Raw genomic sequence first — 13,864 nt, 5'->3', positions numbered from 1 at the left:
ATCACACATGAAGGTTAAAAAAGCTGCGCTGCTGCTCGCGACTCTCGGACTGTTTACGGTTGGCGCGCATGCGCAAGACGCCGGTACGCTGAAAAAGATCAAGGACACGGGCGTGATTTCGCTGGGTCATCGCGAATCGTCGATCCCGTTTTCGTATTACGACGACAAGCAGAATGTCATCGGCTATTCGCAGGAATTCGCGCTGAAGGTCGTTGAGGCGGTCAAGCAGAAGCTGAACATGCCTAACCTGAAGGTCAAGCTGACGCCGGTCACATCGCAAAACCGTATTCCGCTGGTGCAGAACGGCACCGTCGACATGGAATGCGGCTCGACCACCAATAACGCCGAGCGCCAGCAACAGGCTGCGTTCTCGAACACGATCTTCGTGATCGGCACGCGTTTGATGACCAAGAAGGATTCCGGCGTCAAGGATTGGGCCGACCTGAAGGGCAAGACGGTCGTCACGACCGCCGGCACCACGTCCGAGCGTATCCTGCGCAAGATGAACCAGGACAAGAGCATGGGCATGAACATCATCAGCGCGAAAGACCACGGTGAGTCGTTCCTGACGCTCTCTACCGGCCGCGCTGCTGCGTTCATGATGGACGACGCACTGCTGGCAGGCGAACGCGCCAAGTCGAACAACCCGGGCGACTTCGTGATCGTCGGCACGCCGCAATCGCATGAAGCGTACGGCTGCATGATTCGCAAGAACGATCCGGAATTCAAGAAGGTCGTCGACGAAGCAATCGCCAAGGTCGAAACCTCGGGCGAAGCCGATCAGATCTACAAGAAATGGTTCGAATCGCCGATTCCGCCGAAGGGCCTGAACCTGAACTTCCCGGAAAGCGATGACATGAAGGCGCTCTTCAAGAGCCCGAATGACAAGGCAATCGATTAAACCTCAGCTGTTTTTTTGAAACGCTGAACGAGACGGAAGGGGCCACGCGCTTCTTCCGTTTCTTTTTGCTGGAGTCTTGGTCATGTCATATCACTGGAACTGGGGCATTCTGCTGAGTCCGGTCTCTACCGGCGAGCCGACTACCTATCTCGGCTGGCTAATGTCCGGCTTCTGGGTGACGATTACCGTGTCGCTTTCGGCATGGGTGATCGCGCTGATCGTCGGTTCGCTTTTTGGTGTGCTGCGCACGGTGCCGAATAAATGGGCGTCGGGTATCGGCACGCTCTATGTCGCAATCTTCCGCAACATCCCGCTAATCGTGCAGTTCTTCATCTGGTATCTGGTGATACCGGAGTTGCTGCCGGTGTCGATCGGGACCTGGTACAAGCAACTGCCGCCGAGTGCGCAGTTCTTCTCGTCGTCGATCATTTGTCTTGGGCTCTTCACCGCTGCGCGCGTGTGCGAGCAGGTGCGCTCGGGCATCAACGCGTTGCCGCGCGGCCAGCGCGCCGCGGGCCTGGCAATGGGTTTCACGCAATGGCAGACGTATCGCTACGTGCTGCTGCCGGTGGCGTACCGGATCATCGTGCCGCCACTTACGTCCGAGTTTCTGAACATCTTCAAGAACTCGGCGGTCGCGTCGACCATCGGTCTGCTGGATCTGTCAGCTCAAGCCCGGCAACTGGTCGACTACACGTCGCAGACGTATGAGTCGTTCATCGCGGTCACGCTGGCGTATGTGCTGATCAATCTGATCGTGATGCAACTGATGCGCTGGGTCGAACACAAGACCCGGTTGCCCGGCTATATCGGAGGTAAGTGATGCATCATTTCGACTGGAGCGGTATTCCGGGCGCACTGCCTACGCTGTGGACCGGCGCTATCGTCACCATCAAGATCACGCTGATTGCGATCGTGATCGGCATCGTCTGGGGCACCCTTCTCGCGATCATGCGACTCTCGCCGATCAAGCCGTTCGAATGGTTCGCGAAGGCTTACGTCACGGTTTTCCGTTCGATCCCGCTGGTGATGGTGCTGTTGTGGTTCTTCCTGATCGTGCCGCAGGTGCTGCAGAACGTGCTGGGCTTGTCGCCGGATATCGACATCCGGCTGGCTTCGGCAATGGTCGCTTTCTCGCTGTTCGAGGCTGCGTACTATTCGGAGATCATCCGCGCCGGCATTCAGGCGGTGCCGCGCGGGCAGGTCAATGCCGCGTTTGCGCTCGGCATGAGCTACCCGCAGGCGATGCGCCTCATCGTGCTGCCGCAGGCGTTCCGCGCGATGGTGCCGCTGCTGCTTACGCAAGGTATCGTGCTGTTTCAGGATACGTCGCTCGTCTACGTGATCAGCCTTGCCGACTTCTTCCGCACCGCCACGAATATTGGCGACCGTGACGGTACGAATGTCGAAATGGTACTGTTCGCGGGCGCGTGTTATTTCGTGATCTGCGTGATCGCGTCGAGCCTCGTCAAAGGTCTTCAGAAAAAGGTCGCAAGATGATCTCTATCAAGAATGTTTCGAAGTGGTACGGTCAGTTTCAAGTGCTGACCGACTGCACGACGGAAGTCAAAAAAGGTGAAGTGGTGGTGGTGTGCGGGCCGTCGGGCTCGGGCAAGTCCACGCTGATCAAAACCGTTAACGGCCTCGAGCCGTTCCAGAAGGGCGAGATCGTCATCAACGGCCAATCGCTGACCGACAAGAAAACCAATCTGTCGAAGCTGCGTGCGAAGGTCGGCATGGTGTTCCAGCACTTCGAACTGTTTCCGCATCTGTCGATCGTGCAGAACCTGACGCTTGCGCAGATCAAGGTGCTCGGCCGTTCGAAGGACGAGGCCACGACCAAGGGCTACAAGCTGCTCGATCGCGTTGGTCTGCGTGCGCATGCGGATAAGTTTCCGGGGCAACTGTCGGGCGGTCAGCAGCAGCGTGTGGCGATTGCGCGCGCACTGTCGATGGACCCGATCGCCATGCTGTTCGACGAGCCGACTTCCGCGCTCGATCCGGAAATGATCAACGAAGTGCTCGACGTGATGGTCGAACTCGCGCAGGAAGGCATGACGATGATGTGCGTCACGCACGAAATGGGCTTTGCCAAGAAGGTCGCGCACCGCGTGATTTTCATGGACAAGGGCTTGATCGTGGAAGACGACAAGAAGGAAGACTTCTTCGCGAATCCGAAGTCGGATCGCGCGAAGGATTTTCTGGCGAAGATCCTGCACTGAGGTTGTTCTTGAGCCGCGCTGACTGGTTGGCGTGACCCATGCAAAAAAGCCGCTTCTTTGAACTGCACCCAAAAGGCTGGACAGTTCAAAGAAGCGGCTTTTTTATTTCTGACGTTCTGACGTTCTGACGTTCTGACGTTCTGACGTTCTGACGTTTTGACGTTCGGGCCTTTGCGACGGCGCCCGCCGTTCAGGCGTTCTTCAGTTGGCGAATGCTGGTAGATGCGGGCTCCAGCCATTCGGGCGTTAGCGAACGCACGCGCAGATCAGGATTCGAAAGCGGCGGTGTCGTCCGCGGCTTCGAGATCGACCTCGGCAGTGGCCACCGCCTCAATCGAAGCCGCAATCGTAGTTGCCGAAGCCGAGGCGTCCAACGCCGGATTGCGCAGCTTCTCCAGCACCGAAGCCGGCACGGGCACGTTGACTCGGTCGATCACTTCACCGTGCTGGAACATCATCAGATCGCCCGGTTCGAAAGCGGTCCACACTTCGTTATCAGTGAGCGGTTTGGTCGCGATCACGGCGACGCGGTCTTCCGGCGTCGTGTACTTGGCGAAATCGATCGACACGTCCGCATCGACCAGATGCGCGGTCGAGAACGGCCAGCGCCGTACGATGTAGTGCAGATGCGTCGAGCAGTGCGCGAACAGCGCCTGGCCGTTCGACATCAGAAAATTGAATACGCCGAACTGCGTGATCTCGCGCGTGAGGGTCTCGAGTGCGGCGAACAGTTCGCCGAGCGGCGGCTGCGTGCCCGGGAAAGCTTTGCGCAAACCTTGCAGCAACGCGCAGAACGCGAGTTCGCTGTCGGTCGTGCCGACCGGTTGATAGACGCCGTTAAGCGCCGGCGAATAATCTTTCAGGTCGCCGTTGTGCGCGAAGATCCAGTGGCGCCCCCACAGTTCGCGCATGAACGGATGGCAGTTCTCGAGCAGGATGTGCCCTTGCGTCGCCTTGCGGATATGCGCGATCGTGTTCTTCGATTTGATCGGGTAGCGCTTGACCATCTCGGCGATCGGCGAGGTGGCCGACGATTGATGGTCGATGAACAGGCGGCAGGCTTTGTCTTCGAAGAAGGCGATGCCCCAGCCGTCCGCGTGGTGATCGGTGACGCCGCCGCGCGCCGCAAAGCCGGTGAACGAGAACGTGACGTCCGTCGGCGCGGCGCAGTTCATTCCGAGAAGTTGGCACATGTTGCGGGTAAGCCTGTGAACGGGGCGAGCCGTTACAATGATGATTTTCCAAGCATATCACCGAGCCAGAAGCGCCAAACAGCAAAATTGACGTGTGTTTAGGCTCTAGCGTTGCGAATTGCTGTGATTTGTACCGCTTTGAGCATGCCGATTGGCTTTTTTGCCGCCGAATCTCGTTCCCCTCTCGCCATGACCGCTTCCAACGCCTCCCTCGATTCGATCGACACCATCGACACTGTTACGATCGCCCGCCCGGACGACTGGCACCTGCACGTTCGCGACGGAGAGATGCTCGCTGCCGTATTGCCGGATACCGCGCGCCAGTTCGGTCGCGCGATCATCATGCCTAACCTGAAACCGCCGGTCACCACGACCGCAATGGCGCAGGCGTATCGCGAGCGCGTCGTCGCCGCGATCCCGGCCGGGGCGAAGTTCGAACCGCTGATGACGCTGTACCTGACCGACAACACGCCGCCCGACGAAATCCGCCGCGCGCGCGAAAGCGGCTTCGTGCATGGCGTGAAGCTGTACCCGGCGGGTGCGACGACCAACTCGGACGCGGGCGTCACCGACATCATGAAGTGCGCCAAAACGCTCGAAGTGATGCAGGAAACCGGCATGCCGTTGCTGGTGCACGGCGAAGTGACGGATTCGTCGATTGACCTGTTCGACCGCGAGAAGGTGTTTATCGACCGCGTGATGACGCCGTTGCGGCGCGAATTTCCGGCGCTGAAGGTGGTGTTCGAGCACATCACCACGAAGGATGCCGTCGACTACATCCGTGAAGCCGGCGTGGAGCCGGGGCTGCTGGGTGCGACGATCACCGCGCATCATCTGCTGTACAACCGCAACGCGATTTTCCAGGGCGGCATTCGCCCGCATTATTACTGCCTGCCGGTGTTGAAGCGCGAGACGCATCGCGTGGCGCTGGTCGAGGCGGCGACCTCGGGTAATCCGCGCTTCTTCCTCGGCACGGATAGCGCGCCGCATCCGAAGGGTCTGAAGGAACACGCGTGCGGCTGTGCGGGTTGCTACACGGCACTGCATGCGCTCGAACTCTATACGGAAGCATTTGACAAGGCCGGCGCGCTGGACAAGCTCGAAGGCTTCGCTAGCTTCTTCGGTGCGGATTTCTACGGTCTGCCGCGTAGCGAGGAGAAAGTCACGCTGCGTCGCGAAGAATGGACGTTGCCGGCTGAATTGCCGGTCGGCGACACGCCTGTTGTGCCGCTGCGCGGCGGTGAGTCGATTGGTTGGCGTCTCGTCTGAGGTTGCGTTAGATGCAGGTGCAAGAGGCGGTGCGCGTGGACTTCGGTTTCGCCGATATCGACTGGTCGAAGCCGTGGTTCGCGCAGTTCGCGGCGCGCGGCGAGCGCTGGCAGCGGGGCGCGCTAACGAGCTACGCCGCCTTGCTCGCAGAAATGAATGCCGACGCCGGCGAGATGCGGCAGGTGACAGGGCGCGGCCAGCGCCTCGCGTTCATTGCGCAGGACGAGCTGCCGCCGGGTGCGGCTTACGAGGCGCACATCGCGGCGACGGGCTGCGTGCCGACGCGCCACAACCTGCATGATTTTTTCAACGGGTCGATGTGGTTTGCGTTTCCGCGGATCAAGGCGGCGCTGAACGCGCGACAGTCTGCGGCGATCGACGTGTTAGGCGTCGGCCCGACCCGCGGCGGCGTGCGCGATACGCTGACCTTGTTCGACGAAAACGCGTTGCTGTTCGCCTGTGCCGATCCGGCGTTGAGCGCGGCATTGCGCGGGTTCGACTGGCAGACGCTGCTGATTGCTCATCGTGATGCCTGGGGCGCGCGCTGCGAAGTGCGTTGCTTCGGCCACGCGCTGCTGGAAAAGCTGATTGCCCCGTTCAAGGCCTGCACGGGCCACGCGTGGATCGTCGACGTGCCGTCCGAATACTTTGGCTGGGACGCCGCCGCGCGCGACAAATGCCTCGACGAGTCTGTCAGCACGGCACTTCTGAGCACCGAGGCATTGACGAGCCGCATGTTTGCGCCGCTGCCGGTGCTGGGGATTCCGGGCTGGTGGGCGGAGAACGAATACGCCGCGTTTTACGATGACACGTCCGTCTTTCGCGCCGGGCGGCGTTCGCGCTAATGGCCCGCGGTGCATGTGCCCCGGTTCAAGCGGCTTGGGCGGTTGCCGCGCGTAGAGTCGGGGCGAAGGGTCGAAGGGGCGAAGGGTCGAAGGGTCGAAGGGTCGAAGGGTCGAAGGGTCGAAGGGTCGAAGGGGCGATCCGGTTTGAGCGGGATAGCGGCGCCATCCGGCCGTTCCAGCCGTCGAGGCCGCACGTATCCGCCGCAGTGTTAAAATGCGCCCCAGCAAAGCAGGCCAGGCAGTCGCGGCCTCTGCGGTTTCGGCCAAAGAGGGCGAGGAAAGTCCGGACTCCATAGGGCAGGGTGATGGCTAACGGCCATCCGTGGCGACACGCGGAACAGGGCAACAGAAAGCAAACCGCCGATGGCCCGGCGCAAGCCGGGATCAGGTAAGGGTGAAACGGTGCGGTAAGAGCGCACCGCGGCTGCTGCAAGGCAGACCGGCACGGTAACCTCCACCCGGAGCAATTCCAAGTAGGCAGGCTAGCATCTTCGAGATGCAGGACGGGGCCCCCGTCACGTCTGCGGGTAGGAAGCTTGAGCGCGTCAGTAATGGCGCGCCTAGAGGAATGACTGCTACGCGCGTCGCGTTTTCGGACGGGGCGCGTGCACAGAATCCGGCTTATCGGCTTGCTTTGCCACCTAACAAAAAATGCCGGCGTCCTTGCGGACGCCGGCATTTTTCTTTTGACGCGCTGGTTTGCTCAGATGCGTGGCTACCCGCACCGAAGCCGCCGCGCCGCGCTCAACCCGCGACGATATCGAACGAGTGCGTGAGTTCAGCGGTCTTCGCGATCATGATCGACGCCGAACAGTATTTGTCGTGCGACAAATTGATCGCGCGTTCCACCGTAGCCGGGTTCAGATTTTTGCCCGTAACGGTGAAGTGGAAGTGGATCTTGGTGAACACTTTCGGATCTTCGCTGGCGCGTTCGGCCTTCAGCGTCACCGAGCACCCGGCGATTTCCTGGCGGCTTTTCTTCAGGATCATCACGACGTCGTACGCCGTGCAGCCGCCCGTGCCGAGCAGAACCATTTCCATCGGACGCGGCGCGAGATTGCGGCCGCCGCCTTCCGGCGCGCCGTCCATCGTGACCAGATGGCCGCTGCCCGTCTCGGCCGCAAACGCCATCCCGTCTTGCCCCATCCAGCTAACTTTGCATTCCATGCTGTGCTCCACCGCGCTGCGCTTATATCGAAAACGCATTGTAGCCCGGTGTTTGCGCGTCCGCCCGAAGGGACTTTCGCCGGAACTTATGCCCAATGACCGCTTGCGTGTTGCGGTGCGGCATGTTCCGCCGATTCGGGTAAGTCCTGACCGGTTTAGGGTTTTTACTCTAGTTGATGTCTGCTTATATATTGGCTTAAAAAGGCGTGGTTGGTTGATTTTAAAGAGAATTAGCTATTTTGCGGTCTGCAAGTCGCCGTGCCACATTATGGGATTGCATTTCGCAATGCAAATGTTCTTGCGTCGCACAAGACCGCCTCCTATAATCGAGCCCATCGGTTGCAACAACTCTGCAACCTCCGCTGTCTCCTCCGCCTCCTCCTTTGGTGGATTAAACCCGAACCGCTCGTTCGGGTTTTTTTTCGTCCGCGCTTGGGTCCCGAGCCGATGCCGTTCGGCGTGTCACGAGGAGCGTCAAAGGGCGCTATCCGGCCGTCGCCGCACGCAACTTGTCGCCCGAAACCCTGCAAGCTTTGACTCGGCGTGACAAATTCCTTTATAATTCAGAGCTTTTCCGCATCCGCGCCCGCGGAGGAAGAACCAGGGAGAGCCTGCACGCGCCTCGATGCGCACACTACAAGCAGGAAAAAACACATTGGGCGCAGCAATTTTTTTGGATCGATCATGAAGACGTTTTCCGCAAAAGCCCATGAGGTTACGCGTGAATGGTACGTGATTGACGCGACGGATAAGGTTCTCGGGCGTGTCGCCAGCGAAGTGGCACACCGTCTTCGCGGCAAGCACAAGCCTGAATTCACTCCGCACGTCGACACCGGTGATTTCATCATCGTTATCAACGCCGGCAAGTTGCGCGTCACGGGCAACAAGGCTACTGACAAGAAGTACTACCGTCACTCGGGTTACCCGGGCGGTATCTATGAAACGACGTTCGGCAAGATGCAAGAACGCTTCCCGGGCCGCGCGCTCGAGAAAGCGGTCAAGGGCATGCTGCCGAAGGGCCCGCTCGGCTACGCGATGATCAAGAAGCTGAAGGTCTACGCTGAAGCAACGCATCCGCATTCGGCACAACAGCCGAAAGCGCTCGAGATCTAAGGGGAGCCCACATGATCGGTAACTGGAATTACGGCACGGGCCGCCGCAAGAGCGCCGTCGCACGCGTCTTCATCAAGGCAGGCAAGGGCGATATCGTTGTGAACGGCAAGCCTATCGCCGATTACTTCTCGCGCGAAACGTCGCTGATGATCGTGCGTCAGCCGCTGGAACTCACGAACCACGGCGTTACGTTCGACATCAAAGTCAACGTGACGGGTGGCGGTGAAACGGGTCAAGCCGGTGCGGTTCGCCACGGCATCACCCGCGCACTGATGGACTACGACGCAACGCTGAAGCCGGAACTGTCGAAGGCTGGCTTCGTGACGCGTGACGCTCGTGAAGTCGAACGTAAGAAGGTCGGCTTCCACAAGGCACGTCGCAGGAAGCAATTCTCGAAGCGTTAATCGCTTCGTGTGCAATCCGGCTTTCGGGCTGGAATGCTGCAAAAGCCGCCAACGCTTTCGCGAAGGCGGCTTTTTTTATGGTTTTTCCGCGCTGGGTTGGCGACGACGGTTTTCTCGCTGGGGCGGTGGTTCTGTCCGCTCAGGCAGGCTGATGGCGGCCGGCGTCGATCGATAGAATTTCCTGGAAGAACCCATTGATTTTGTGGGCTTCAGCACGATATTGAGATCAGCCCTACAATAGCGGTTAGAAGCTTTTTGGAGAGTTCGAATGAACGCAGTCACCGATACACCCGTGACCGAGATGCCCGCCCCCTTCGTTTTTACCGACGCAGCGGCTGACAAGGTCAAGCAACTGATCGAAGAAGAAGGCAATGCGGACCTGAAACTGCGCGTTTTCGTGCAGGGCGGCGGCTGCTCGGGCTTTCAGTACGGTTTTACGTTCGACGAAGCCGTCAACGAAGACGACACCGTCATGAACAAGAGCGGCGTCCAGCTGCTGATCGATTCGATGAGCTACCAGTATCTGGTCGGCGCTGAGATCGACTATAAGGACGACATCAACGGCGCGCAGTTTGTTATCAAGAACCCGAACGCTACGACCACCTGTGGTTGCGGCTCGTCGTTCTCGGTTTGATGGCCGGCCGGTTAGGCGACAGGTTGTAAAGGAAACGGGGCTTCGGCCCCGTTTCTTATTGCCTGAGCCAAACATCGGACTCTTCGCTTAGCGCGGGTAGATCGCCCCGAGCACGCGCTCGGCTGAGGCGCCAGTGACTGCCGGCAAATTGCCTGGCAAGCGCGCCACGCAGCGCATGGCAAGCCAGGCGAACGCCAGCGGCTCGACCTGGCTCGGCGGGACGCCGAGCGCGTCGGTTGTCATCACGGGCACGCCGCTTACGCCGCTGTCCTCCAGCGCCTGTCGCAGGGCTTTGAGAATCTCCGGATTGCGTGCCCCGCCGCCGCACACATAGACCGCCCTGGCGTCCGATGCATGTCGTTCGATTTCGCGTGCAACCGTTACCGCGGTCAGCGCGACCAGTGTGGCTTGTACGTCGGCGGGGGCGAGGGCGGCGAACGGTTGGAGCTTTGCATCCAGCCATTGCGCGTTGAATAAGTCACGGCCGGTGCTTTTCGGCGGTTGTTGCGGGAAGAAAGGTTCGTCGAGCAATGCACAAAGGAGCGTGCGGTCGACCTGGCCGCTCGCGGCGAAGTGACCGTTTTCGTCGAAAGGCTTGCCGAGATGGCGCTGCGCCCACTCGTCGAGCAGGACGTTCGCCGGCCCGCAGTCGAAGCCGCGCACGCCGCCGGTCGCGTTCAGGATCGTGATATTGCTGATGCCGCCCAGATTGCAGACCACCCGCGTTTCGTCTTTCGCGCCGAACACGGTGGCGTGAAACGCCGGCACGAGTGGCGCGCCCTGGCCGCCGGCCGCGACGTCGCGGCAGCGGAAGTCGGCGACCACGTCGATGTGCATCATTTCCGCGAGCAGCGCGGGGTTGTTGATCTGGCGCGTGTAACCCTTTTCCGGCCGATGCCGCACCGTCTGGCCGTGGACGCCGATTGCACGGACTTCCGAGGCTGGCACGCGGCTGCCTTGCAGCAATTCGTGGCAGCACACGGTGTAGCGCGTGGCGAGCGCATTAGCGGCCAGCGCTTCGCGTTCGATCTCGTTGTCCCCCGGCTGTTGAAGTGCGAACAGGGCCTCGCGCAAGCCCGCCGCGAACCCGACAAACGCCTCGGCCAGCACCACCGGCGGCTTGCCTTGGGCAAATTTGACGGCCACACCGTCCACACCGTCCATGCTCGTGCCGGACATCAATCCAAAGTAGACGCCGTCTGCGGGGTCTTGCGCCACGTTGCTGCTCCTCTCGATGATTCGTTGCGATCTCTTTTAGCAGATTATCGGTGCAAGCGCGGCCGAATATAAAGCGTCACGACGCCAATGGCGCGTCCCGACAAGCCGAAATCGTACGCCGGCGGCGCGCTTATGGCTGAGTCAGTGGGCGCGCCGGCGCGCATCTATGGGACAATCTCTTTTTTTCGCGACTTCACGTTTCCAGCATGACCACCGAGTCCACCAAGCCCAGCCCCGCCTTCCCGATCACCGACGAAGTCCGTCACGCACTCGCCGTCACCAAGCGCGGCGTCGACGAACTGCTGATCGAAGACGAATTCGCGCAAAAGCTCGCGAAGAGCGCGGCTACGGCCAAGCCGCTGCGTATCAAGCTCGGCCTCGATCCGACCGCGCCTGACATCCACATCGGGCACACGGTCGTGCTGAACAAGATGCGCCAGTTGCAGGACCTCGGTCACACGGTGATTTTCCTGATCGGCGACTTCACGTCGCTGATTGGCGATCCGTCGGGCCGCAATGCCACGCGCCCGCCGCTCACGCGCGAGCAGATCGAATCGAATGCGAAAACGTATTTCGAGCAAGCCGCACTCGTGCTCGACCGCGACAAGACCGAAATCCGCTACAACAGCGAATGGTCGATGCCGCTCGGCGCCGACGGCATGATCAAGCTCGCATCGCGCTACACGGTGGCACGGATTCTCGAGCGCGAAGATTTCACCAAGCGTTTCCAGGGCGGCGTGCCGATCTCGATCCACGAATTCCTCTACCCGCTGATGCAAGGCTACGACTCGGTCGCGCTGAATGCCGACCTCGAGCTCGGCGGCACGGACCAGAAGTTCAACCTGCTGGTGGGCCGTGAACTGCAGAAGCAGTACGGTCAGGATCAGCAGTGCATCTTGACCATGCCGTTGCTCGAAGGCCTGGACGGCGTCGAGAAGATGTCGAAGTCGAAGAACAACTACATCGGTATCAGCGAAAAGCCGACGGACATGTTTGGCAAGCTGATGAGCATCTCCGACGTGCTGATGTGGCGTTACTTCGAACTGCTGTCGTTCCGTCCGATGGATGAGATTGCCGGCTTCAAAAAAGAGATTGAAGCGGGCCGCAATCCGCGCGATTTCAAGGTGATGCTCGGTCAGGAAATCGTCGCGCGCTTCCACTCGCAAGCCGATGCCGAGCGCGCGCTCGAAGACTTCAATCATCGCGCGAAGGGCGGCGTGCCGGACGATATTCCGTCGGTCACGCTCGCGGGCGCACCGCTCGCTATTGGCCAGTTGCTCAAGCAGGCCAACCTCGTGCCGTCGACCAGCGAGGCGCTGCGCAACATCGAACAAGGCGGCGTGAAGATCGACGGTACGACGGTATCGGACAAGGGCCTGAAGGTCGAAGCAGGCGAGTACGTCGTGCAGGTCGGCAAGCGCCGTTTTGCGCGCGTCACGCTGACGGCTTGACGGCTCAGCGGACTCAACCTCAGCGGACTCAACGATAACGCGATGGCGATTCGAGCGTTGTTGCATTCGGAGTCGAGCCGATGATCGCGCTGATCCAGCGCGTGCGGCGCGCGGAAGTGCGCGTGGACGACCGCGTGACCGGCGCGATCGAGGCGGGCCTGCTGGCGCTCGTATGCGCCGAACGTGGCGACACAGAGGCCGCAGCTGACCGGCTGCTCGCCAAGGTGCTCGGCTACCGCGTCTTCAGCGATGCCGCCGGCAAGATGAATCTCTCCGTGCAGAATCTCGACGGCGCCGGGCGCGCGGGCGGCTTGCTGCTCGTTTCGCAGTTCACGTTGGCCGCTGACACCAACAGCGGCCTGCGTCCCAGTTTCACGCCCGCCGCACCGCCCGACGAGGGCAAGCGGCTATTCGATTACTTCGTCTCGGCAGCCCGCGCAAAGCACCCGATCGTCGAGACGGGCGAGTTCGGCGCCGACATGCAGGTGTCGCTCGTCAATGACGGGCCGGTCACGTTCTGGCTGCAGACAAACGCTTGAGTCTCAACTGCCGCCGCATGGGGTATGCGGTGGCACGCCGCTACGCCACCGGCCGCTTTTTGCGACAATAGCGGCTCGGCATAACCGGCTACTGGCGCCCACGTTCATCCCATGACCACGCAGATTCTGCTCATCCGCCACGGCGAGACCGACTGGAACCGCATCAAGCGCATTCAAGGTCACATTGACATTCCGCTCGCGACGACCGGCCTTGCGCAGGCAAAGCGCCTTGCACGCCGCATCGCGAATGAGGTGCAAGAGGGCGCGCGGCTCGATGCGATCTATTCGAGCGATCTGCAACGCGCGCAACAGACCGCGCAGCCGATCGCCGACGCGCTCGGCCTGCCGTTGCAACTGCGTGAAGGTTTGCGCGAGCGCTCATACGGCGCGTTTCAGGGGCATGACAGCGACGAGATCGCCGTCCGTTTCCCCGACGAATACGCGCACTGGCAAACCCGTGATCCAGGCTTCGCGCCGCCTGAAGGCGAATCGCAGCGCACGCTCTATCACCGCGTGCTGCACGCGATCGAGCCTCTGGTGGCCGCGCATCCGGGCGGGCGGATCGCCGTCGTCGCGCATGGCGGCGTGCTAGATTGCGTGCGTCGTTTTGCGTGCGGTCTATCACTCGATGCGCCGCGTGATTACGCGTTGCTGAACACGAGCGTCAACGTGGTGGATTACGCCGACGACGGTCACAAGGCGACGATCGTGTCGTGGGCGGACGTGTCGCATCTCGAAGCGCCGAGTGCGGACGATAGCTTCAAAAGGACGCCGGAACCGGGGCGTTGATCGGAGCGGTTCCATTTGCATGGAGCCGGTTTGCACGGCTTGCCTCGCTCGCGACACTCAGGGGGCCGCTACTCGCCGAAGCTCTTTCGCAGAAAGCTATCTCGCAGAAATCTATCCTG

At 60.8% G+C, this 13,864-nt stretch carries 15 protein-coding genes and 1 other RNA gene; 13 read left to right on the top strand and 3 right to left on the bottom strand.

Going from position 1 to position 13,864, the window contains the following annotated elements:
* Window positions 1-7 precede the first annotated feature (7 nt).
* The 4 genes from AYM40_RS17540 (at window position 8) to AYM40_RS17525 (ending at window position 3,123) form a co-directional block, all read left to right on the top strand.
* Entirely contained in the window at window positions 8-901 is an 894-nt protein-coding gene (locus tag AYM40_RS17540; protein ID WP_063497322.1) for a glutamate/aspartate ABC transporter substrate-binding protein, read from the top strand.
* A gap of 82 nt (window positions 902-983) precedes the next feature.
* Window positions 984-1,724 (top strand): amino acid ABC transporter permease, encoded by a 741-nt coding sequence (locus AYM40_RS17535; protein ID WP_063497321.1) that lies wholly within the window; start codon window positions 984-986, stop codon window positions 1,722-1,724.
* On the top strand, window positions 1,724-2,401 hold the full coding sequence (gene gltK / locus AYM40_RS17530) for a glutamate/aspartate ABC transporter permease GltK (protein WP_054034499.1): 678 nt from the start codon (window positions 1,724-1,726) through the stop codon (window positions 2,399-2,401). Before AYM40_RS17535 ends, gltK begins: the two co-directional genes overlap by 1 nt.
* The gene (locus AYM40_RS17525) at window positions 2,398-3,123 is read left to right on the top strand and encodes an amino acid ABC transporter ATP-binding protein (RefSeq protein WP_063497320.1); all 726 of its coding nucleotides are present in this window, start codon (window positions 2,398-2,400) and stop codon (window positions 3,121-3,123) included. Before gltK ends, AYM40_RS17525 begins: the two co-directional genes overlap by 4 nt.
* A 266-nt stretch (window positions 3,124-3,389) precedes the next feature.
* Here AYM40_RS17525 and AYM40_RS17520 read toward each other — a convergent pair whose 3' ends face one another.
* Complete coding sequence (locus AYM40_RS17520) at window positions 3,390-4,316, bottom strand: class II glutamine amidotransferase (RefSeq protein ID WP_082855120.1); 927 nt, start codon at window positions 4,314-4,316, stop codon at window positions 3,390-3,392.
* A 189-nt stretch (window positions 4,317-4,505) separates the two neighbouring features.
* On the opposite strand from AYM40_RS17520, the gene pyrC reads away from it, so the two are divergent.
* From pyrC to rnpB, 3 genes are all read left to right on the top strand, one after another.
* Window positions 4,506-5,585 (top strand): dihydroorotase, encoded by a 1,080-nt coding sequence (gene pyrC, locus AYM40_RS17515; protein WP_063498087.1) that lies wholly within the window; start codon window positions 4,506-4,508, stop codon window positions 5,583-5,585.
* 11 nt (window positions 5,586-5,596) lie between these two features.
* Window positions 5,597-6,430, top strand: a complete 834-nt coding sequence (locus tag AYM40_RS17510) for a DUF3025 domain-containing protein (RefSeq protein ID WP_148662199.1) — start codon at window positions 5,597-5,599, stop codon at window positions 6,428-6,430.
* Window positions 6,431-6,656: 226 nt separating this feature from the next.
* Window positions 6,657-7,070, top strand: an RNA gene (gene rnpB / locus AYM40_RS17505) — RNase P RNA component class A.
* 104 nt (window positions 7,071-7,174) lie between these two features.
* Here the strand turns inward: rnpB and AYM40_RS17500 are convergent.
* On the bottom strand, window positions 7,175-7,597 hold the full coding sequence (locus AYM40_RS17500) for an OsmC family protein (RefSeq protein WP_063497318.1): 423 nt from the start codon (window positions 7,595-7,597) through the stop codon (window positions 7,175-7,177).
* Between the two features lie 684 nt (window positions 7,598-8,281).
* Between AYM40_RS17500 and rplM the strand changes: the two genes are divergently transcribed.
* The 3 genes from rplM to erpA all read left to right on the top strand — a co-directional run bounded on the left by rplM (window position 8,282) and on the right by erpA (window position 9,748).
* Window positions 8,282-8,710 carry a 50S ribosomal protein L13 gene (gene rplM, locus AYM40_RS17495; protein WP_007180422.1) on the top strand — a complete coding sequence of 143 codons (429 nt, stop codon included), beginning with the start codon at window positions 8,282-8,284 and terminating at the stop codon, window positions 8,708-8,710.
* An 11-nt stretch (window positions 8,711-8,721) separates the two neighbouring features.
* A complete protein-coding gene (gene rpsI, locus AYM40_RS17490) occupies window positions 8,722-9,114 on the top strand; it encodes a 30S ribosomal protein S9 (protein WP_011489810.1) in 393 nt (130 codons plus the stop codon).
* A gap of 268 nt (window positions 9,115-9,382) precedes the next feature.
* Entirely contained in the window at window positions 9,383-9,748 is a 366-nt protein-coding gene (gene erpA / locus AYM40_RS17485; protein ID WP_007180424.1) for an iron-sulfur cluster insertion protein ErpA, read from the top strand.
* 87 nt (window positions 9,749-9,835) lie between these two features.
* On the opposite strand, the gene AYM40_RS17480 is transcribed toward erpA, so the two are convergent.
* On the bottom strand, window positions 9,836-10,966 hold the full coding sequence (locus tag AYM40_RS17480; protein WP_063497317.1) for an anhydro-N-acetylmuramic acid kinase: 1,131 nt from the start codon (window positions 10,964-10,966) through the stop codon (window positions 9,836-9,838).
* A gap of 206 nt (window positions 10,967-11,172) precedes the next feature.
* Here AYM40_RS17480 and tyrS point away from each other — a divergent pair, with 206 nt between their 5' ends.
* From tyrS to AYM40_RS17465, 3 genes are all read left to right on the top strand, one after another.
* Window positions 11,173-12,417 carry a tyrosine--tRNA ligase gene (gene tyrS / locus AYM40_RS17475; protein WP_063497316.1) on the top strand — a complete coding sequence of 415 codons (1,245 nt, stop codon included), beginning with the start codon at window positions 11,173-11,175 and terminating at the stop codon, window positions 12,415-12,417.
* An 80-nt stretch (window positions 12,418-12,497) separates the two neighbouring features.
* Window positions 12,498-12,956, top strand: coding sequence for a D-aminoacyl-tRNA deacylase (gene dtd, locus AYM40_RS17470; protein ID WP_063497315.1), 459 nt, complete (start codon window positions 12,498-12,500; stop codon window positions 12,954-12,956).
* A 111-nt stretch (window positions 12,957-13,067) separates the two neighbouring features.
* Window positions 13,068-13,745, top strand: a complete 678-nt coding sequence (locus AYM40_RS17465; RefSeq protein WP_063497314.1) for a histidine phosphatase family protein — start codon at window positions 13,068-13,070, stop codon at window positions 13,743-13,745.
* Window positions 13,746-13,864 lie beyond the last annotated feature (119 nt).

The sequence above is a fragment of the Paraburkholderia phytofirmans OLGA172 genome (assembly GCF_001634365.1).
Taxonomy (GTDB): Bacteria; Pseudomonadota; Gammaproteobacteria; order Burkholderiales; family Burkholderiaceae; genus Paraburkholderia.
The sequence above is the reverse complement of the archived record's forward strand: the minus strand, read 5'-3'. Positions and strand labels throughout refer to the sequence as shown.